Annotated in this window: 13 protein-coding genes; 6 read left to right on the top strand and 7 right to left on the bottom strand. The window is 60.5% G+C overall.

The features are described from left to right. The first annotated feature begins 35 nt into the window (after window positions 1–35). The 5 genes from AB656_RS05630 to AB656_RS05610 all read left to right on the top strand — a co-directional run bounded on the left by AB656_RS05630 (window position 36) and on the right by AB656_RS05610 (window position 8,525). Entirely contained in the window at window positions 36–2,144 is a 2,109-nt protein-coding gene (locus AB656_RS05630; protein WP_236681859.1) for a beta-galactosidase, read from the top strand. 270 nt (window positions 2,145–2,414) lie between these two features. Beyond that, entirely contained in the window at window positions 2,415–3,758 is a 1,344-nt protein-coding gene (locus tag AB656_RS05625) for an ABC transporter substrate-binding protein (protein ID WP_034983476.1), read from the top strand. Between the two features lie 308 nt (window positions 3,759–4,066). After that, window positions 4,067–5,416 (top strand): ABC transporter substrate-binding protein, encoded by a 1,350-nt coding sequence (locus AB656_RS05620; protein WP_034983473.1) that lies wholly within the window; start codon window positions 4,067–4,069, stop codon window positions 5,414–5,416. Between the two features lie 319 nt (window positions 5,417–5,735). Continuing rightward, window positions 5,736–6,863, top strand: a complete 1,128-nt coding sequence (locus tag AB656_RS05615) for an ABC transporter ATP-binding protein (protein WP_033504926.1) — start codon at window positions 5,736–5,738, stop codon at window positions 6,861–6,863. A 201-nt stretch (window positions 6,864–7,064) separates the two neighbouring features. Then, window positions 7,065–8,525: a DUF4032 domain-containing protein gene (locus AB656_RS05610; RefSeq protein WP_033504927.1), complete on the top strand. Its 1,461-nt coding sequence runs from the start codon at window positions 7,065–7,067 to the stop codon at window positions 8,523–8,525. A gap of 102 nt (window positions 8,526–8,627) precedes the next feature. Here the strand turns inward: AB656_RS05610 and rlmB are convergent, their stop codons facing one another. From rlmB to AB656_RS05580, 6 genes are all read right to left on the bottom strand, one after another. Further along, a complete protein-coding gene (gene rlmB / locus AB656_RS05605; protein ID WP_033504928.1) occupies window positions 8,628–9,626 on the bottom strand; it encodes a 23S rRNA (guanosine(2251)-2'-O)-methyltransferase RlmB in 999 nt (332 codons plus the stop codon). An 86-nt stretch (window positions 9,627–9,712) separates the two neighbouring features. Then, window positions 9,713–10,465, bottom strand: a complete 753-nt coding sequence (locus AB656_RS05600; protein WP_033504929.1) for a carboxymuconolactone decarboxylase family protein — start codon at window positions 10,463–10,465, stop codon at window positions 9,713–9,715. 144 nt (window positions 10,466–10,609) lie between these two features. Beyond that, window positions 10,610–11,257 (bottom strand): NAD(P)H-binding protein, encoded by a 648-nt coding sequence (locus tag AB656_RS05595; RefSeq protein ID WP_033504930.1) that lies wholly within the window; start codon window positions 11,255–11,257, stop codon window positions 10,610–10,612. Between the two features lie 82 nt (window positions 11,258–11,339). Next, window positions 11,340–12,497 (bottom strand): LacI family DNA-binding transcriptional regulator, encoded by a 1,158-nt coding sequence (locus AB656_RS05590; protein ID WP_052122817.1) that lies wholly within the window; start codon window positions 12,495–12,497, stop codon window positions 11,340–11,342. Between the two features lie 172 nt (window positions 12,498–12,669). Next, window positions 12,670–14,055, bottom strand: coding sequence for an MFS transporter (locus AB656_RS05585; protein WP_033504931.1), 1,386 nt, complete (start codon window positions 14,053–14,055; stop codon window positions 12,670–12,672). Window positions 14,056–14,123: 68 nt separating this feature from the next. Continuing rightward, the gene (locus AB656_RS05580; RefSeq protein WP_033504932.1) at window positions 14,124–18,179 is read right to left on the bottom strand and encodes a fibronectin type III domain-containing protein; all 4,056 of its coding nucleotides are present in this window, start codon (window positions 18,177–18,179) and stop codon (window positions 14,124–14,126) included. Between the two features lie 283 nt (window positions 18,180–18,462). Between AB656_RS05580 and AB656_RS05575 the strand changes: the two genes are divergently transcribed. After that, window positions 18,463–19,737 carry an ABC transporter substrate-binding protein gene (locus AB656_RS05575; protein WP_158336165.1) on the top strand — a complete coding sequence of 425 codons (1,275 nt, stop codon included), beginning with the start codon at window positions 18,463–18,465 and terminating at the stop codon, window positions 19,735–19,737. 36 nt (window positions 19,738–19,773) lie between these two features. Here the strand turns inward: AB656_RS05575 and dcd are convergent, their stop codons facing one another. Continuing rightward, window positions 19,774–20,355 carry a dCTP deaminase gene (gene dcd / locus AB656_RS05570; protein ID WP_033504933.1) on the bottom strand — a complete coding sequence of 194 codons (582 nt, stop codon included), beginning with the start codon at window positions 20,353–20,355 and terminating at the stop codon, window positions 19,774–19,776. Window positions 20,356–20,791: the final 436 nt, after the last annotated feature.

Raw genomic sequence — 20,791 nt, 5'->3', positions numbered from 1 at the left:
ATACTTTGCGGACCAATCGGGGAGAACAGTTCCACGTGAAATACGATAACGAGACGGGTCTGACCGCGTCCGCGCGCAGGGCGCACCGGTGGCCGCAGCCTTCCGCCGGACGGTCAGGGCGCATCTGGTATGGTGGCGATTACAACCCCGACCAGTGGCCCGAGGAGGTTTGGGACGAAGATGTCGCCTTGATGGCCAAGGTCGGCGTCAACGTGGTCTCCTTGGCCATCTTCTCTTGGTCCAAGCTGGAGCCGCGTGAGGGTGTTTATGATTTCGGCTGGCTGGATCGGGTGGTTGGCAAGCTCGGCCGTGCCGGCATCAGCGTGCTGATGGCCACAGCCACCGCTTCCCCGCCCATGTGGCTCACTCAGGCTCACCCGGAGGTCCTCTGGCGTGACGAACGCGGCGATGTGGTCTGGCCCGGCGCCCGCCAGCACTGGCGGGCCACCAGCCCGGTCTACCGGGACTACGCCCTCAAGCTCTGCCGTGCCATCGCGGAGCACTACAAGGGCAATCCGGTCATCGTTGGCTGGCATGTTGGCAACGAATACGGTTGCCACAACCGCTTTGACTACTCAGACGATGCGATGCGCGCCTTCCAGGTTTGGTGCCATCGCCGCTATGGCACGATTGAGGCGGTCAATGAGGCCTGGGGGACGGCCTTCTGGGCTCAGAACCTGGACGATTTCTCACAAATTCTGCCCCCCCGATACATCGGCGAAGGCAATTTCATCAACCCAGGGAAGCTCCTGGATTTCAAGCGCTTCAGTTCCGACGCCTTGAAGGACTTCTATCAGGCTGAGCGTGATGTCCTGCACGAGGTCGCTCCGAAGTTGCCGGCCACCACTAACTTCATGGTCTCGGCCGCAGGCAGCACCCTGGATTACGACGACTGGGGTGCTGAAGTGGACTTCGTTTCGAACGATCACTACTTCACCCCAGGCGAGGCTCACTTCGATGAGCTGGCCTATTCAGCTTCGCTGGTGGATGGCATAGCCCGTAAGGACCCCTGGTGGTTGATGGAGCACTCCACTGGAGCCGTCAACTGGCGGCCCATCAACTACCGCAAGGAGCCTGGCCAGCTGGTTCGGGATTCCTTGGCCCATCTGGCCTTCGGGGCGGATGCCATCTGCTACTTCCAGTGGCGGCAGTCCCGCTCCGGCGCCGAGAAGTTCCACACCGCCATGGTTCCTCATGCGGGCGCCGATTCCCAGATTTTCCGTGATGTGTGCGAGTTGGGCGACGATTTGCGCCTCCTGTCCGACCACGGCTTGGCCGGTAGTCGCCTGGCCAAGTCCCAGATGGCTGTCGTCTTCGACTACGAGAGCGAGTGGGCCAGCGAGTACACGGCCACTCCCTCCCAAGAGGTGCGCCATTGGACCGAGCCTTTGGACTGGTTCCGGGCCCTGGCCGACCAGGGGTTGACCGCTGACGTAGTGCCGGTACGCGGTCCCTGGGATTCCTACGAGGCCGCTGTCCTGCCGGCTGTCTACCTGTTGGATGAAGCCAATACTCGGCGGGTTCACAGCTATGTGTCCGGCGGTGGCAAACTGTTCGTCACCTATTACACTGGCCTCGCCGACGAATCCGATCGCATCTGGCTGGGCGGCTACCCGGGTTCGATTGGCGATGTGGTCGGTGTGCGTGCCGAGGAGTTCGCGCCGATGGGCGCGGACGAGGGTGCTCTGGACCATGTGAACCTGACGAACGGGGCAGTTGCGCATGGCATGGCTGACCTGATCACATCGGTCGTCCCTGGTGTCACGGTCCTGGCTTCCTATCATGCGGATAAGCGCACTGGTTTGGATGGTGCACCAGCCATCACAGTGAACCCCTTCGGGCAGGGCCGAGCGGCATATGTCGGTTGCAAGCTGGGCCGTGAAGGACTGGGTAAGAGCTTGCCTGCCCTGCTGAGAGCCGTGGGGTTGGAGGTGCAGGCTCAGGGCGAGGATCCTGGCGCCCTACTGCGCGTGGAGCGTGTGAGCCCGGACGGATCCAAGCGCTTCGACTTCCTCTTCAACCGTGTTGACCACAAGGTTCGGTTTCAGGCTGACGGCGAGCCCTTGCTGGCCTCCTTGGCCCGGGTGGGGGCGGATGGCCGCGCGTCCATCGACCCCAACGGAGTCTTGGTCCTTGAACGCTGAGCGGAGGTTCATCCAGGGGTGGATCATCGCTCCGGGCCTTGCGATTGCGATATCAGAAAGACACTAGGGTTTTCCTCGGTATTTCACTTACAGACGTGTATAATAAATTATGTTATCGCAACCATTCTCTCCGACCGACGCTGGCTTCGGCGGGAACGGTCGGTCCTCAGCGGCGAGGCATTTCGCGGAAGCCATAGAGGAGCGGCAAGGGTCGCGGATGCAAGTGTAGGCAGCCGTCATCCGGCGGCTGAAGGAAGGAGACTAAGAACGATGAAGTTTACAGCGGTGAAGAAGGGGTTGGCCTTGGTGGCGGGCCTCGCTATGCTGTCCAGTTTGGCGGCCTGCGGTGGTTCCGGCAGCTCATCCGACTCCAGCAAGAGCGGTGAGAAGACCGAGCTGACCGTGTGGGCCTGGGAGCCTACGCTCAAGGGCGTGGTCAAGGAGTTTGAAGCCCAGAATCCGAACATCAAAGTTAAGCTGCAGAATGTGGGCACCAACACCAAGGAGTACACTGCTCTGGATAACGCCATCCAGGCCGGCTCCGGTGCCCCTGACGTGGCACAGGTCGAGTACTATGCCATTCCGCAGTACGCGATTGGCAAGCACCTGATGGACATCACGGATAAGACTAGCGGTTACGAGGGCTTCTACACTCCCGGCACCTGGTCTTCGGTCCAGTGGGATTCCAAGGTTTACGGCCTGCCGATGGATTCTGGCCCTATGGCTTTCTTCTACAACAAGGACGTTTTCGATAAGGCTGGCGTGGACGCCACCCAGATCAAGAGCTGGGATGACTACTATGAGGCGGCCAAGAAGATTAAGGCCACCGGTTCCTACATCACATCCGACTCGGGCGATGCCGGCTTCTACGATTCCATGGTCTGGCTGGCTGGCGGCCACCCCTTCAAGACCTCGGCTGATGGCAAGAATGTCACGCTGAATCTGACAGGAGACGAGAACGCCAAAGCGTTCACTGAGTTCTGGCAGAAGATGATTTCCGAAGGTCTGGTCGACACCAAGACCGCCGGCTGGTCCGAGGATTGGTTCAAGGCCATGATCGACGGCTCAATCGCCTCCCTCCTGTCCGGCGCTTGGATGCCCGCCAATCTGGCTAACTCCGCTGCTGGCGGCGCTGGCAAGTGGCGTGTGGCCCCCATGCCCACCCGCGACGGTAAGACCACGGACGCTGAGAACGGTGGTTCCTCGCTGGGCATCATCTCGTCTACGAAGAAGGCCGATGCCGCTTACAAGTTCATCGAGTTCGCCAACCACGACTCCAAGGGCATTTCCATCCGCGTCAAGGGCGGCGCCTTCCCGGCCGATACCAAGACCATGAAGTCCAGTGACTTCCTCAACACCACTACCGTCAAGAACTCCGACGGCAAGGACGTGGATTACTTCGGTGGGCAGAAATACAACGAGGTCCTCGCCAAGGCGGCTGACTCCGTCTCCACCGGCTACCAATTCCTGCCCTTCGAGGTCTACGCCCGTGGTAAGTACGGCGATTTCGTTGGCAAGTCCTTCACTGGCAGCGACAAGCTATCCGACGGCATCGCCGCTTGGCAGGCGGACATGTCCTCCTACGCCAAGGGACAGGGTTTCGAGGTCAAGTGATGAAGCGCTGTGTGTAGCAGTGAGCATACGCGCAGCCCATTGACTGAAGAACCATTCAGCCAGTGCCGTCGCGGCCCTTGCAATTTCTATGGATGCATGGGCCGCGACGGTTTTGTCGTCTCAGGCTCTTGCGTGACGTGTATCATAGTGAGCACCGTTGCGACGACTGGAGAGACATGTAGCCGTTGGTCTGCGAGGTTGCAGAGCAATGAGCTTTAGGTGTATTGGCCGTGGGGGTGTATGGCTCTTGATGGCGTCGCTGTTTCGCCCGTGGCCGCTATGGGGCGGCCGGGAAGGATGTGGGAACGATGAAGTCCATGACAACACGCAAAACCCTGGCACTGGTAACTGGTCTCGCTATGGTCTCCAGCTTGGCGGCCTGCGGTTCCGGAGGATCTCAAGCCTCTAATAGCTCCTTCGAGTCCGGCGGGAAGACCGAGCTGACCGTGTGGGCCTGGGAGCCTACGCTCAAGGGCGTGGTCCCGAAGTTCGAGGCCAAGAACCCGAACATCAAAATCAAGTTGCAGAACGTTGGCACTGGCAACAAGGCTTACACCGCCTTGGATAATGCACTACAGGCAGGCTCCGGCGTGCCCGATGTGGCCCAGATAGAATACATGGCTATCCCGCAGTATGCCATCGGCAAGCACCTGACTGATATTACCGACAAGACGAATGATTACAAGGGCTTCTACACTCCCGGCACCTGGTCCTCGGTCCACTGGGGCGGCAAAGTGTATGGTCTGCCGATGGATTCTGGCCCTATGGCTTTCTTCTACAACAAGGAGGTCTTCGACAAGGCTGGTGTGGACGCCACCCAAATAAAGACCTGGGACGAGTATTACGAGGCGGCCAAGAAAGTGAAGGCCACCGGTTCCGTGATTATGGTTGACTACGGCGATGCCGGTGTTTACGATGCCATGTCCTGGTTGGCAGGGGGGCAACCCTTCAAGACTTCGAACGATGGGTCCCGGGTGACGATTAACTTGACCGGTGATGCCAAGACCAAGGAGTTTACTAGGTTCTGGCAGAAGATGATCTCCGAGGGGCTCATGGATACCAAGACCGCCCCCTGGACAGAGGAATGGTTCAAGGGTTTCTCCGACGGTTCGATCGCCGGCCTGTTGACCGGCGCCTGGATGCCAGCCAATTTCGCTAATTCCGCTGCTGGAGCTGCCGGCAAGTGGCGTGTGGCCCCCATGCCTACCCCTGACGGCAAGCCCACGAACTCGGAGCTGGGCGGTTCTTCGCTGGCGATCATGGCCCCGACCAAGAAGGCTGACGCAGCCTGGAAGTTCATCGAGTTCGCCAACCACGACTCCGAGGGCATCAAGACCCGCGTCGAGGGCGGCGCCTTCCCAGCTGACCCTAAGACGCTCAAGTCCAAGGAGTTCCTGGATACCACAACGGTCAAGAATGCCCAAGGCCAGGATGTGCAGTATTTCGGTGGCCAGAAGTTCAACGAGGTCCTCGCCCAGGGGGCTTCCCAGGTGTCCACCAATTACCAGTTCCTGCCCTTCGAGGTCTACGCTCGCGGAAAGTACGGGGACTTCGTGGGCAAGGCCTTCGGAGGCGAGATCAAGCTGTCCGATGGCATCGCAGCCTGGCAGAATGACCTGAAAACCTACGCCAAGGGGCAAGGTTTCGAGGTTGAGTAAGCGCGTGGCCCAGGCAGGTGCGGCTTTGCCTCGCCGCTGCCTGGGCGCGTGCGCGCGAAGGCCGCTGGGTTTTCCTGCTTGGCGTCGCGCCGACCAAGGAGAGGGAACCAGGCGCCGGCAGTGTGTGAGGTGGGGCTTGGGTGGAATCGGGAGCTTTGAGGTATATACTGGATTTTGGCTCAAGGGAGAGTTTCTCTTAAGCGATAAGTCAAGACCGTTCCGCGGCCCCTCCGTTGATGGCTGGGCTCGAGGCGGTACCACAGTGGAACCCCTTCACTACGGATCGTTCGGCACGTACCTGCCGATGAAAGGATGAACAATGGCAGAAGTGGTATTCGAGCATGTGACTCGCATCTACCCGGGCAATGACGAGCCCTCGGTGGATGACCTCAGTTTGGACATCAAAGACGGCGAGTTCCTGGTCCTGGTGGGCCCCTCCGGCTGCGGCAAGTCGACGACTTTGCGCATGTTGGCCGGCCTGGAGGAGGTCAACAAGGGCCGGATCATGATCGGTGGCAAGGATGTCACCACCATGCAGCCCAAGGATCGCGACATCGCGATGGTCTTTCAGAACTACGCCCTCTACCCCCATATGACGGTGGCGGACAATATGGGCTTCGCCTTGAAGATCGCCGGCACCCCCAAGGATGAGATTCGCCAGCGGGTGGAGAAGGCGGCCGAGATTCTTGATTTGACCGAGTTCCTTGACCGCAAGCCTAAGGCCCTCTCGGGTGGTCAGCGCCAGCGCGTGGCAATGGGCCGCGCCATCGTGCGCCAGCCCAAGGTCTTCCTGATGGACGAGCCCCTGTCGAACTTGGACGCCAAGCTGCGCGTGCAGACCCGTACGCAGATCGCGGCCCTCCAGCGCCAACTCGGCGTCACCACCTTGTACGTGACCCACGATCAGACCGAGGCCCTGACGATGGGCGACAGGATCGCCGTCATCAAGCTGGGCGTCCTCCAGCAGGTGGGCGCTCCGACCGAGCTCTACGATCACCCCGACAATGTGTTCGTGGCTGGCTTCATCGGCTCCCCGTCGATGAACATCAACATCCATCCGGTAGTGGATGGCCATGCCAAGATCGGCGAGGATACGGTCAGTCTGCCGCGCGAGGCCGTCGACAAGCTCACGGCCGAGGACAATGGCCGCATCGTGGTCGGCTTCCGCCCCGAGGACGCAACCCTGGCCGGCGCTGGCGAGCCTGACGCCTTCTCCCTGTCGGTGGCGAATGTCGAGGACTTGGGCTCGGATGGCTACATCTATGGCAACATTCTGACCGACGACAGCCCCGCCGAGAAGGCGACGGTCATGTCCGACCAGAACAAGCTGACCACCATCCGGGTCAACCCCCGCCAGCTGCCCAAGGTGGGCGATGTGGTCAAGATTCACATCGACCCGGCTAAGATGCACCTGTTCTCCCCGTCTACGGAGCTGCGTCTGAACTAATAATGAATCCAGGCGCGCCGGGTCCATCCTGGCGCTGCCCCCTGAGCGCGTCTTTTTTCCTCTTCTTCTCTGCGCGCTCCTCCAGTGGCCCCACCCCCATCCAGGGCGGGGCCACTGGTTTTCCCTGGCCGCGCTCGCTGGCGGCGTGGAGGCGGCGATTCGCGTCCGCTCTTTCTCTGGTCCCGAAGGTAGGTTGGAGGCATGGATTCGACAGATCAGTTGAGCCTGGACCCCAGGGCCCTCAAGGCCACGTCGGTGCAGGTGCCGAGCGGGTCCGGCGCGGATCGGGAGCCCGAGGCGCTGAGGATTACCGCGGCCTCATCCAACCCCAAGATGTTCACTTTGCCCTGGGAGAAGCCGCTGGCCACCTGGCCCAAGGAGCTCCTGGCCAACCTTCCGCGCGGCATCTCCCGGCACGTGGTCCGCTTCGTCCGTGTGGGCGATGAGGTTTACGCCATGAAGGAGATCACCCAGCGCATGGCCGAGCGCGAGTATGAGCTCCTGCGCAAACTGGTCAAGCTCGACCTGCCGGCGGTCACGCCGATCGCGGTTGTTACCGGTCGCAGGGATGCCTCCGGCCAGCCTTTGGAAGCCATCCTGGTGACCCGTCACCTGAAGTTCTCCCTGCCTTACAGGGCCCTTTTCGCGCGCAACCTGCGCCCCGACACCGCCGAACGCCTGATTGACGCCCTGGCTGTGCTGCTGGTACGCCTTCACTTGGGCGGGTTCTACTGGGGCGACGTATCCCTGTCGAACGTGCTTTTCCTGCGCGACGCCGACTCCTTCGCCGCCTTCCTGGTGGATGCGGAGACTGGCGCCCTTTACCCGTCACTGACCGACGGCCAGCGCGAATACGACATCGACCTGGCTCGCACGAACATCATCGGCGAGCTGATGGACCTGAACTCCGGCGACCTGCTCTCGCCCGATGTGGACGAGGTGGCCGTCGGCAACCGCTTGGCCGGTCGGTATCGCTCCCTATGGGCCGCCCTGACCGAGGCGGAGTCCTTCAGCCCGGACGAGATGTGGAAGATTGAGCAGAGGGTCAACAAGCTCAATGACCTGGGTTTCGACGTGGACGAGCTGGAGATGAAGACCGACGAGGATGGCAAGCGGGTGCTGGTGCGTCCCCGCGTGGTCGACGCCGGCTACGCCTCACGCAAGCTGCTCAGGCTCACCGGCTTGGACGTGCAGGAGAACCAGGCCCGGCGCTTGCTCAACGATTTGGATGTCTACCGTACCTCCACCTGGCGGCAGGGCGAGGAGTTGGAGATTGTCGCCACTGATTGGATGCGGGAGGTGTTCGAGCCGACCGTGCGCATGATTCCCCCCGAGTACCGATCGCGGATCGAGCCGGCCCAGTTCTTCCACGAGGTCCTGACCAAACGGTGGCTGCTGGCTGAGCAGGCCGGTCACGACGTCCCCCTGGCTGAGGCTGTACGCGACTACATCGACGAGTCCCTGCCCGAGTACAAGCTGGATGCCGCGGATATGAAGACGATCAACGACGAGGCCGACTCGGCGGTCGTGGACGATGACCGACGGTGGGCGCAGGATGGCACGCAGGGCGAGGCGGCCGACGAGCGCGACGATTCCGCCGATTCGGATGACGTTGACGACGACTACCGCGATGATCAGGACGCCTCGGTCTGGGCCAGCTGACGCTGCGTCCGAGCCTGCGTAAAGCGCGGGAAAGCCCGACGACTGAGAGTACCCAACGTCGGGCTTTCCTTTTGCGGCGGCGGGCGGTTCGTCAGCGCCGGATCACTGCTTCTCCTGAGCCAGCCCTGCCAGGCGACGGGCGTTGGCGACCGAATAGAGGGCGATGCCCGCAGCCACCGAGGCGTTCAGTGACTCCACGGTGGAGGAGATTGGGATGCTGGCGATCACATCGCATGCTTCCCTCACCAGCCGGCTCAAACCCTTGCCCTCGGATCCGAGGACCACAATCAGGGGGTCGGTCTCGAAACCGGTCTCGCCGACCAGGGCCTTGCCGCCGCCGTCCAGGCCGACCGCGTAGTATCCGCGCTCGCGCAGGGCTTCAATCGCCCTGGTCAGGTTCACGACCCGGGCTACCGGCAGATGGGCGGCGGCGCCGGCTGAGACTTTCCAAGCCGCAGCGGTGACCGAGGCCGACCGCCGTTCGGGCAGGATGACGCCCGAAGCGCCAAAAGCGGCAGCGGAACGAATCGCCGCGCCCAGGTTCTGCGGGTCGGTCACCCCATCCAAAGCGATGAAGAGCGGGCGGGCGGCCAAGGCTGCGGCTCCCTGTACGGCCCTCATGGCGGCTGAGTGCCGCTCGGCCTGCTCAACCAGGTTGGCCAGGGTAGCGTACTGGTAAGGCTGGGTTTTCAGCGCGACGCCCTGATGGTTGCTGGAGTGCGCGATTCGGTTCATCTCCAGGCGGTCCGCCTCCAACAGGTTCAGTCCCTCCTGCCCGGCCAAGCGGATGATCTCCCGGGTACGGTCGTCGTGCTCAAGCCGAGCGGCGACGTAGAGCTGACTGGAGGGCACGCCGACTCGCAGGGCCTCCAAGACGGCGTTGCGCCCGATCACCAGGTCGCTGGGGTCGGTGGCGAAGCGGTCCGCCCGCCGCCGGGCCGCCAGCCTTGGGTCAGCCGCCTGCCGCTTGATCGCTGATTGCTTGGCCTTGTACGCTTTGTGATACACGCGGTCCTCGGCCTTTGGGGTGGGGCCCCTGCCGCGCAACTTCCCCCGATGCTTACCGCCCGAACCTTTGGTCGGGCCTTTCTTCTGTGCCATAAGCCTTATCTTACGGGCAACCCGCAACCGCCATGGGCTCCGCTCGTCGCGGTCCAGGGCGGTTGCGGGTTACTGCCGCGCTTTGGTCAGCCCAGTTGGGCGACTGCGGCGGGGCCGGGGAATTCCTGCCAATCGACTACCTGCTCGCCGGGGGCGGCGGGGGTCACGGCCACGTGGGTCATCGAAGAGTCCTGAGCGGCACCGTGCCAGTGACGGACGCCCGCCGGGCAGAAGACCACGTCGCCGGGCTTGAGCTCGCGGGGCTCCTGGCCCTCTTCCTGCTCCCAGCCACGGCCGGCGGTCACCATCAGCAGCTGCCCGTGCGGGTGGGTGTGCCAGCGGTTGACGCAGCCCGGCTCGAAGGTCACGTTGCCTGCGCTGCACTCAGCGCCGGGGTCGGTCAGGTACTGCACCCAGGCGTGCCCGGTGAAGTTGGGGCCGTCCGCCGGGTCGCCCAGCGGGTAGGGGCCATGGTTGGCGATGGGCTCGGCTGTGGGCGCCGCCGCCGCGTCGGACTCGTCGGCCCCGAAAGTCTCCTTAGCCAGGCCGAAAGCGGACCAGGCCTTGGGCCAGCCCGCGTAGAAGGCTAAATGCGTGATCAGCTCCACCATCTCGGTCTTGGTCACGCCGTTGCGCTTGGCGAGTTCCATATGGCTCTTGAGCTGGGGGAAGAGCCCCATCGACATGAGTCCGGCGCACGTGATGAGGGAGCGGTCATGAGCGCTCATCTCGCGCTCGCGCGACCACACCTCCCCGAAGAGCACATCATCGTTCAGGTGGGCGAACTCTGGGGCGAAGTCGCCCAGTCGGTCGTGCCCAGCGGTCTGTTTGATTGCCATGATCGGCTCCTTATAATTCATACTCTGCTGACATTGCTGCTGTTACTGGTATTGCTGTTGCGGAAAGCCGCAGCGGGCGATGGGAGATGCCGCGCGGTGCCGCTCTTGGGGGCGTGCCGCCGGTGCGGCATGCCGGCGGTTCCTTCAGCCCTGGGACTTCCAGATCAGGTGGTCCCCCTCGGTACCGGGTCGGGCTATGCCCAGGCTCTCCCCGCTGTACTCGCTCGGGTTCTTGAGGATATCCACGATTAAGTCGGCGATGGCGGCCCTGGAGACGGTCGTACCTTTAAACGGCTCCCCCTTGCGTGTCAGCTCGTAATCCAGGTCAGGCTCATCGTCCATGTAGGCGGCGCGGATGATTGTGCTGTCCACGTCGGACTCCTCGATGACCTGGGCTGCCCGTCGGGTGTCGTCCATAACCTCGCTGCCGATGCTGTCCTCCACCCACTGCCCGAACCTGCCGGGCACCTCATGGTAGAGCCCCAGGCCAGTCACCCAAATCAGGCGCTTCACGCCAACGGCGTCCATGGCCCGCACCACGTTCTTGGCCATGGGTTCGAATTCCCCGCCCAAGTTGGCGTAGACGATGTCCTGGCCGCGCATGGCGGACAGCAGGTTGCCGTAGTCGTTGACGTCGCCTTCGATGATGGACTCACGCGAGGGGTCGATGGGCTTGAGCCGCTCAGACCGACGCAGGTACTCGCTCAGGAGGGCGTCGCTCTCAGTCAACATGCGCCCTCGCACGATCCGGGCTATTTGCCCGTACGCGCCCAGAATCAAGATATTGCTCATAGCTCGCCTCCGTGACCGCCTCGGCCGCCCTCGCGCGAAGCGGCGAGAAAAAGACGACGGCCATAAGGCTGTATAGCCCCACTTATACAACTTCAAGTAGGCTTGAAATCAAATGCCTTTGAGCCCCTCTTTCCCCGGTACTTCGCCGCATGATTAGCGAGGTGTCCACTGGTATGAGCTCAGGGGAAGCCTCCTGGGGAGATAGACCGTGCGCAGTCAACCACATTTTCAGTTGGTTATCGCGCGACGAGGGCGCATGTCTGACCTGTCGCCCTAACAACGTATCGACCGCCGCTTGGCCGATTTGTGCCCGCGGTATGCGGATTGTGGTGATAGACGGACTTACGACAGGGGCAATGAGCGTGTTATCAAACCCGATGACCGACAAATCGCCGGGTATGCGTAGCCCATCGGCCTGTAGACGCAGTGCCAGTCCGGCCGCGATTAAGTCATTATACGCGATGATGGCATCGGGCAGGCGGTCCTCCACCGCCGCAGCCGCCTGCACGCCGCCTTCCACATTGGCTTTTACAGGCCCGATTCGGTGAGTCTTGAAGCCTAGGCTCCGGCCTATGGTCTCCAGACAGGCCCATCGGGAGTGGTCGGCCCATAAGCCATCTATGCCGCTCACGTAGACGATTGAACGGTGGTGAAAGCGTTTGAGCGCAAGTAGGGCGCGGGTGACGCCCATCGTCGGGTCAGGCACGATTGATGGCACACCTTCGACTGGTCTGTTGACCACAACCGTGGGCAGGCGACGGGCTGTCCGGTGTATGGACTCGGCTGTCAATTCGTTGTTCGCGATGATGATGCCATCCGTGCGGTCCATCAGGAGCCTCAGCAGGCTCTCCGAACGGGGAGCGGACGGCCCTGTTTCGATGACCGATACCGCACAGCCTGAGGCGATGGCCTCTCTTTGCGCGCCTTTGAGGATTTGTGAGGAAATGCCGTCTGCTGTGTCTTGGGTCAGGAAGGCGATGATGCCTCTTCCCCGGTCATTTTCGGTATCGGAGGGATTCCCGGCTGTTGCCGTGCGGTCTGGTCTGGGCCTGTAACCCAGACGGTCCGCCACCTGTCGCACTCGTTCTGCGGTTTGGAAGTTGACCCGTGTTGGCTTGGAAAAGACACGGGAGACCGTGGATATGGCAACGCCCGCTTCTGCTGCCACGTCAGCCAAACGCACGCGGACGGTGGCTTTAGCTGTGCCGCCAGCGGCCTGATGCCCGCTTCCGTCAGTCATAAAACCTCGATGTTGAATGCTGCCAATGGTTATTGCACCAGTGTAGGTCGCACGCTGGATGCGCAGGAGCGGCGTGGCCTATCCGAAATCTCAATTCCGGGCAGGTCGCGTCGCTCCGTAATACGCTTCGGTGGTCGTCCGTCACATTGAAGCGGTTCGCGTCCGTAGTGTATCAGGCTTGTGCCGCCTCCTTGGCATGGCGCTCTTTCAAGTCAGTAGTTATCTGCCGGAACTTCTTTTCAGTGACTGGATAGAAGAAAATCAGGATGGCGGAGATGGCGAACACGATTGTCGGTACTAGGCCGACGGCCAAACGCATATTGGTCTGGATCGAAGGATCTTGCGCCACGTTCATGCCGGACTTGTAACCGATGAAGGAGAGGATGGCAGGACCTGCCCAGCTGTTGATGGCGCCACCTACCTGGCGGGTGAAGGACAAAGCGCCCATTGCTGCGCCCTCGGTGTTTTTCTCACCGGTTTTCCACTCGTGGTACTGCACCGAGTCGGCTTGCATGGCCCAGACGCAAGGGGTGATAAACTGCACGCCGACGCTGTTCATGGCGATGAAGAAGACTGCCAACCAGGCGTTCTCCACGAAGATGAAAGCCAAGGAGGAGATGATCACGATGGCGGCACCGGTGATCCAAGTGGTCTTCTTGCCTAGGTGCCGCACGATGACAGGGGAGAATGGGGACATGACTGCGCCTGCCAGCACGGATACCAGGGTCAAGGCGAACGTGACTTGGCTGATTAGGTGGGGCTGGCCTACGGCGAGGACTTCTTTGGCCACGATTGGGGCGATGGAGCCCACCGGGTTGGTCATGAAGAGTGTGGCCAAGCAGACCAGGAGCAGAGCCTTGTTGCTGAACATGACCTGTAGGCTATGCAGTGGTGAGGTTTTCTTCTGTGGAGCGGGCGTGTACTGTTCGATTGTGGCCTTGGCCATGAACACGTAGCCTAGGGCACCCAGCACGCAGAAGACGGAGACCACAGGCAGGAAGAGCTTGGAGGGGTCCATCGAGTTGACACGGGTGGCCAGGGTGAAGGTGAAAATGATCCCGACGGCTGCGGAACCGAAGTTGCGGGCTGCGGACAGCTTCTGCCGCTCGTTCGGGTCCTCGGTCATCGCGCCCAGCAGGGCGCCGTAGGGCACGCCTCCCAAGGCGCCGAAGAGCTGGTAGAGCAGGTAGGTCACAATCGCCCAGATGATTTTGATGTTCATGGCTGAGTTCGGCGGAATCGTGTACATCAGCGCCACAGAAATCATCAGTGGGATACCGAAGATGACTACCAACCTACGGAACTTGCCGTTTTTGTTGGGTTTGAAGTTGTCAGTGACATTGCCTGCGAACAGGTAGACCACAGCTTGGAAGAGCCGCGCTCCCAGAAAGATGTTCGCTACCACCATCGGGTCGATGCCCATATAGACGTAGTAGGTGGTCAGGAAAAGGTTCATCATCTGCCAGCCCACGTTGTTGGCGGCATCGCCTGTCCCGTAACCGATGATGTTGAGTGGCGTTAGCTTTTGAGGCTGAGGCGCGACTTGCGATTGGCTCATTTGAGCTTTTCTCCTTCTGTTTCTTATTGGTTATTGCTGGACATTCATTGCCGATTGCTGCCTTGGGCTCACTTGATGATGCAAGGCAGAGAGGGGCTGGACTCTTGGGACATGCCAATTGCGTTGACAGCAATGATCGAGACTGTATAGTTCCCCGGTGCCAGGGCATCCACGCTGACCACCGTCTGGCTGGCATCGGCCTTGACCACCTGGCTTTTGCCTTCGGTCAAGTTGCGCAGGGTGAGTACGTAGGAGGTGACTGGGGTACCGCCGTCGGTGGGCACCTGCCAGGTCACCTTCATCCGGCGCCCGGATGAGGTGACTCCGGGCTTGTTGGGTTTGGCAGGAGTGTGCGCCACGATGATTGGGGCGCTCGGCTGGGAGGGTTCGGAAACCGCGCCAACCGTGCTGGTCGCCTCCAACCAGGCTCGGTAGCTCCCTGTCGGCACCTGTTCAAAGGTCCAGCTGGGCTCATCCTCATTGGCTGGGGCCCATGCGGTCAGGGCCTGGCCGTCACCAGAGATTGGCGAGAGTATCAGATTCCATCCCTCGATATCGTTAGGAAGATTGTTAGCCTTCCAAGTCAGGTTCACCTGCGCTCGATCCACATCCACTTCTGCGCTCGGCTGGTCCGGTCGAGGCAGAGTGCTGTTGATTTGTTCGGACTGCGTCTCTCCAACAAGGGTTTCATAGGGTTCGGAAAGTTCGCCGGCTCCTATCGTATTTCGACCTTGAATCAGGACGATCCACGACCCATACGGCACGTTCCTCAGACTTGTTTGCTGCTGGGCGCCATCCAACTCCATCCGGATGAGTTGGTCTTGTTCGTTCACAAGCTTAAGCGTGGAGCCAGTCAATGGCGAGCGACCATCGGAGTTATAACTCCAACTCAAGTCCAGTTGGTGACCTCGGCTTTGTGCGCGTACCTGGGTGGGCGCAGTGGGAATAGTGGGTATTCGGTGGTCGGCGTAGGCCGCAATCTGGGTCAGCTGCATGGCGTAGGCCCCACCAGCATTCGGGTTAGGACGCAGTCGGCTGGCGGCAATGCGCACGAAGCGTACGCCTTGTACCGGCTCAAAATCAAAGGATCTGGGTTTACCATTATCTGGTAACGGGTAATTCACGTGACGGGATACCTCCTGCCAATCGTGACCGTTTTCCGAGACCGAGATTGTGAAGTCCAGAGGGAAGCCCTGCCCGCGGTTGGGGTCCAACGCTTTGTGACCGGCCGCGAACTCCAGCACGCCGCCCACTCCCTCACCTTCGCCGTGAAAGGCCTCGGCTACGGTGCCTCCGGGGTTCTCCCCGCGTGGTACGAGTACCACTTGGGCTAGGCTAACTGGCCTGTGGAACTCCAATTGGGCCCATTGTGGTTTGTTTTCGCCGCTGATTTCGCTGGACCATCCGAATCGGTCATAACCGGCGTTGAACACGCCATCCACCAAGGCTGCGGCGGTCCAGCCCGGCTTTCCGGATGTCGAGGAGACCCTCACCCGTGCGCCAGCGGCGAGGTTCGTGGGATCTTCGCTCCCTGGAGCATCGTTTACGGTGAAAGCGACGGTGAACCGAGCTGTTTCACCGTTCTCGCCTGTAAAGGTCACGGCTGCGCGATGCTTGCTGCCCGCTTCCAGCGCCGCGGTGTTGAGCGTGTAGAAAATGTCCTGCTCGTGACGCAGATTGCCGGTCCGCGCTTCCAGCTGGAAGGCTCCCGAGGCATCGTCGTCGACTGTGGCAGTCCAGTGCTCGCTCATTGTGCCACCCTCTTGAGCTAAGTGAATCACGTGCTTGACTGTGCGCGATTCCCAGCCCAACTCTCCTAGGTGGCGCTCTGAGCCGTGTACAGCTAGCTTGGCTGGCGCAGGTCGGTCTATCCAGCCTAAGAAGTTTTCCTCCCGATATACTTCCTGATTCTCTTTGCGTACCGCCAGAGTGAGGATAAGCTTGGCGCCTCGGGCGGCATCCGCGTCGGGCACTTGGATATTGATCGTGCTTTCTCGGTGCTCAGCGTGAGGCACTTCTACGATTCGTGTGTCTTCCTCAGTTGTGTACAAGTTACCGTCAGATACGGTTTGGTAGGACACTCTCCACTGCAGTTCCAGCTTGGTGCCGCGGCGCTCTTCGTCATTGTGCACGATAATGATGCGTTCGCTGGTCTCGCCTGGTCGGTAAATCCGATGGGGCTGGCCTAGACGGGGCTCCTTGTCGTATGCCTTGTCATAGGCCGCCACATCCGCGTAAGAATTGGCGAAATACCGGTACCCGCCGCCCTCAATCCATCGTTCGTCGCCGCTCTTTGTCGGGTCAAACTGCGGGCGCATCAGCAGTTTAGGGTTGAGTCCATGTTTTGTCATCTTCTGGTCCAGCGGTACGAAGCGCTCGATATTGTCATAGATGAACATGGACAGGCAGAATGGTTTCCAATCGGCCATACGCGTAGTGCGTACACCTCGAGTTACGCGGCCGACCTCCCGTCCGAAGTCCGCGCGGGTGATTGTGTCGGGGTCGCCATTAAGCCTGCCGTGGTAGATGTCTTGGATGGATCCGTCCTCGCTGTATCGGGGGATGCCAGCTGTGGATACGGAGAACTCCTCGCCGGCGGCCAGCGGCAGGTCGGAGTCGATCTGATATAGGGAGTAGATGTCAGGCGCGGAAGTCATGCCAGAGGGGTATCCCCCGAAGTAATGGCGGGAGTCCTCATTGGTGATTGGCTTATTGAAACCGTCATTGATCACCAGCCGGGAAGGGTCTTCCCTTAGTGCTGCCTCCTGCAGCGGACCTATCAGCTCGGTGGCGTCGTTGGGGTTCCATGCCTCATTGGTAGTGGACCATAGGATGATGGATGGGTGGTTGCGGTAAGCGCGCACCCAGCGTTGCACCCACTCGCAGTAGTAGCCTATGGTCTCGTCGCTGTAGTTGATATAGTAAGGGGGTTCCAACGACACATTTGAGACCGAACCCGGATTCCAGAAAGCGGTCTCCTCCTCGATCAACATGCCTGTTTCATCGGCATGGTTCTCCAGGCTGTCAGAGGGGATGGAACGGATGTGGTTGCGTAGGATATTGGCGTTGGCGTGCCGGTAGGCGTCTATCCATGCTTCTGCCATCGCATCCGAGGCGTGGTTGTCGTCCAGAATCACCCCGTAAGCGTCACCGATTTCGTTGATTAGGTCGCGGTTGCCCTGGTTGAGTAAGCAGAGGGAGTCGCCGCGTAGACGGATTGGCAAGCCATTCATCATGTAGCGATCGCCTTCCCTCCAGAATTGACGAAAACCGAAGCGGTCGCTGGCGGTGTTCACTGGTATCCCACTGGTGGTTCGGATCAACTCCGCATCCATTTGGTAGAGGAAGGGGTCGGTCCGCGACCAGTAGCGCGCATCAGGCCAAGCAGCGGTCAAGCTAATCACCTGGCTGGCTCCCGCCGCCAGCTCTATCTGTCCGCTCTCCAATGTCAGTTCCGCTGATTCAGTTGCTCTCTCGTTTCGCGTCCAGGGGCGGACCTGGGCTTTGAGGGCTAGCTTGGCCATGCGCCGCGTGTGGTTGACGAGCGTGGCTTTGAGTGTTAACTCGTCGTCGGATGGGTCGGCATTACGTTTCAGGTCAGGGATTATCTGCATGTCGTCGATGCGCAGCTTAGGTCGGCTCGCCACCCGAACATCGCCGCCCAACCCTACGCGGCCCACGATGTTTTCGGTGCCGAAGGGGAAGAGCAGGCGGTCAGGTCCTTCTTCCGGTGCCAGCGCGTCCTCCGGTAGTTGCTTGACGCTCCAAACTTCGATTTCCAGTTCGTTGCTCCCGGTCCTCGCCGCCCCGTTGATGTCCAAATCGTAGGGCAGAAGGGTCATCAGGTACTCCTTAGTAGACTCGGGCCCAACGGACACCCCATTGACCCTCACTTTGCCTAACGTGGCCAGCGCGCCCACATGCACGAACAAATCCTCGGCAAGGTCTTCTTTGCTTAGTTGGAAACTCCTCCGATAAAGCCCGTGCCGCACCCCTTGACTCCACTCGGCTGGGTAGCCGGTGGTCTGCGGAAGGCTATCCCACCAGGTGGGCACGGTAATTTTGTGCCCTTCATCGCTGCCATCTGGGTAGAAATTCCAGCTGCCATTGAGATTGAGTTCCATCGCATCTCGCTTTCCTGCGTATATCCCTGATCGGTCTGCCGGGTTGCCTCTCAGTAGGCTACCTCTGGGTTTTTTTGCCATTTTTTGCCATTTGCAACGGACTGAATGGGCGGGATTCCACGCTTGCGCAGAGGCGCGCACTTCGCTTCGACGGGGCGCGTTTGACATCGGTAGTATGTGTACTTGCTGGAGCACGCCGCAGTGTTGGGCGCGGCACGCAGTGATGTCAGGAGGATGCATGTATCGATGGTGTCGGTCCCGATTCGGCGGGATAGCAAAAGCAATGGCTGCGGTGCTGGTCATAGTGTTCGCGCTTGCAGCGGCGGGATGTGGCTCGTCCGGCCCAGCGGACGGTGCGGTTGAGATTACGCTGTGGACCTGGCAGTCCACGATTGACGATTTCACTCGGGCGTATTCAAAGACTCATCCCGGAGTGCGTGTCAAAGCGGTCAACGTGGGTTCTAATGAGAAGGAATATATGCAGTTGACCAATGCCATCGCTGCTGGTAAAGGCGTGCCCGACTTGGTTTACATGGATTACAACGCGGTCCAACAGTACGCGGTATCAAGTCAGCTGCATTCGGTAGATGAGCATGGATTCGATTCGATTTCCGACGATTTCACTCTTTCTTCCTTGGCTAATGTCAGCTACCAGGGCAAGCATTACGGTCTGCCGATTTCCGCGGGCCCCATGGTCATGTTCTATAACAGTGACCTGCTGACTCGTGCGGGCGTGAATCAGCCTCCAGCTACCTGGCAGGCGTACGCTCAAGCAGCGCGAAAGCTGGCTGACTTGGACGCGGGTGTTCATATTACTTCAGACTCCGGTGACGCCAATTTCCTAACCTCTATGCTGTGGCAGGCGGGCTCCCGTCCATTTAAAGTCGATGGGACTCATCTAAGCATAGGCTTCTCCGACCAGGGGGCCCGGCGGTTCACTGGTATGTGGCAACCGTTGTTAGACCAGAGGCTGGTGGACACTAAAATCAAGATGTGGGACGAGTCATGGTACAAGGCTCTGGACGATGGTCGGATCGCCACGGTACTTACCGGAGCTTGGCTGGCCACGTCTCTTAAGAAGAACGTCAAAGCAGGGGAGGGTCACTGGCGGATAGCGCCGATTCCCCAATATGAAGCCCAGCCTATCGCCAATGCGGAGAACGGCGGAGGAGCTTTGGTTCTCCCTGCCGCTGCTGACCGGCGCAAGGTCGACGCTGCATACGATTTCGCCCGGTGGTTTGCGCACGAGGGTGGTGTCCAGGTTAACTTGAATCAGGATGGTATTCCGCCGCTCGCCACAGTGTTGAACGGCGCGGAATTCCGAGACAAGACTGACCCATACTTCGGAGGTCAGCGCACCGGGCAGATCATCTCTGACGCTGCGGCCCAAATCAGTTCTGGCTGGACCCACCTGCCCTACATGGTCTACGGATCCCAAATTGCCGCTAATTCAGTAGGCAAGGCGTATCTGGGCAAGTGCACATTGAACCAAGCCTTAATTCAATGGGGCCAAGACTTATCCGATTACGGGCGCCAGCAAGGCTTCACCGTCAACTAGCTGTGTTTCGTCGTTTCGATAATTGCCGCGGTCCGGTCAGTCGGAGACGTCCGCACGGTAGAAGTTGATGTAGGAGCGCGAGGGGGTGGGGCCGCGCTGGCCCTGGTAGTGGGAGCCGGTGCCCTTGGACCCGTAAGGGTGAGCCGCCGGGGAGCTCATCTGGAAGAAGCACATCTGGCCGATTTTCATGCCGGGCCATAGCTTGACCGGCAGGGTGCTGACGTTCGAGAGCTCCAGGGTGATGTGGCCTTCGAAGCCGGGGTCGATGAAGCCGGCGGTCGAGTGGGTCAGGATGCCCAGCCGCCCCAGGGAGCTCTTGCCCTCAAGCCGGGCGGCGATTGTCCCGTCCAGCTTGACGTACTCCCAGGTGGAGCCGAGCACGAACTCGCCGGGGTGGAGGATCCAGGGCTCCCCGTTCGGCACCTCGAATTGCTCGGTTAGGTCGCCTTGGTCCTCGGCAGGGTCCACGTAGGTGTACTCGTGGTTGTTGAACAGGCGGAAGAACTTATCCAGGCGCACGTCCACGCTGGCAGGCTGCACCATTTCGGGCGTCCACGGGTCCAGGGACATGTGCCCTGCCTCGCGGGCCGCCTCTATGTCATGGTCGCTGAGCAGCATCGCATTCTCCTTATTATCGGCTGTCACCAGGCGTTCTGGCTCCAGTCTACTGCCTGGCCCCAAGAGCCTGGCCTCCCGCCCTGCCGCTGGTTGTTTCTCAGAGTATTCCCAGGGGAATCCTGCCTCTTTCCAAGATAAAGGTGTTGTACTGTCCCTGTCGGCACGAGGTGCGCTATGCCGGCCGAGTTGTGGAAGTCTCGTTAAGTTGAATCTCTCTCTTCTCTGCCCGGCGGTCTCTCTTCTCCCGCCGGGTCTCTCTTTCCTCTGCCTGGGAAGCGGGATTGTGGCGAGTGGGTGTGTGAACGAAAAAGAAAAACCGTTACAAAATATTCACATAGCTCACATTGAATTCCCAGAAAACTCTAAAAGTTTGCCGAGAAAGTGATGCTTAACTAAGAATTGTTGGCGGAATATAGCTGACGGGGTGATTACCGAG

This window comes from Bifidobacterium actinocoloniiforme DSM 22766 (genome assembly GCF_001263395.1).
GTDB classification, from domain to species: domain Bacteria; phylum Actinomycetota; class Actinomycetes; order Actinomycetales; family Bifidobacteriaceae; genus Bombiscardovia; species Bombiscardovia actinocoloniiformis.
Note: the sequence above shows the minus strand (reverse complement) of the source record. Positions and strands in the feature narration are given on the sequence as shown.

What these genes read in the sequence shown, in the direction of transcription:
- AB656_RS05625 (WP_034983476.1), top strand. Translation starts at nt 2,415, where the DNA reads ATGAAGTTTACAGCGGTGAAGAAGGGGTTGGCCTTGGTGGCGGGCCTC.
- AB656_RS05585 (WP_033504931.1), bottom strand. Translation starts at nt 14,055, where the DNA reads ATGAGCCAATCGCAAGTCGCGCCTCAGCCTCAAAAGCTAACGCCACTC.
- AB656_RS05620 (WP_034983473.1), top strand. Translation starts at nt 4,067, where the DNA reads ATGAAGTCCATGACAACACGCAAAACCCTGGCACTGGTAACTGGTCTC.
- dcd (WP_033504933.1), bottom strand. Translation starts at nt 20,355, where the DNA reads ATGCTGCTCAGCGACCATGACATAGAGGCGGCCCGCGAGGCAGGGCAC.
- rlmB (WP_033504928.1), bottom strand. Translation starts at nt 9,626, where the DNA reads ATGGCACAGAAGAAAGGCCCGACCAAAGGTTCGGGCGGTAAGCATCGG.
- AB656_RS05610 (WP_033504927.1), top strand. Translation starts at nt 7,065, where the DNA reads ATGGATTCGACAGATCAGTTGAGCCTGGACCCCAGGGCCCTCAAGGCC.
- AB656_RS05595 (WP_033504930.1), bottom strand. Translation starts at nt 11,257, where the DNA reads ATGAGCAATATCTTGATTCTGGGCGCGTACGGGCAAATAGCCCGGATC.
- AB656_RS05600 (WP_033504929.1), bottom strand. Translation starts at nt 10,465, where the DNA reads ATGGCAATCAAACAGACCGCTGGGCACGACCGACTGGGCGACTTCGCC.
- AB656_RS05580 (WP_033504932.1), bottom strand. Translation starts at nt 18,179, where the DNA reads ATGGAACTCAATCTCAATGGCAGCTGGAATTTCTACCCAGATGGCAGC.
- AB656_RS05575 (WP_158336165.1), top strand. Translation starts at nt 18,463, where the DNA reads ATGGCTGCGGTGCTGGTCATAGTGTTCGCGCTTGCAGCGGCGGGATGT.
- AB656_RS05615 (WP_033504926.1), top strand. Translation starts at nt 5,736, where the DNA reads ATGGCAGAAGTGGTATTCGAGCATGTGACTCGCATCTACCCGGGCAAT.
- AB656_RS05590 (WP_052122817.1), bottom strand. Translation starts at nt 12,497, where the DNA reads ATGACTGACGGAAGCGGGCATCAGGCCGCTGGCGGCACAGCTAAAGCC.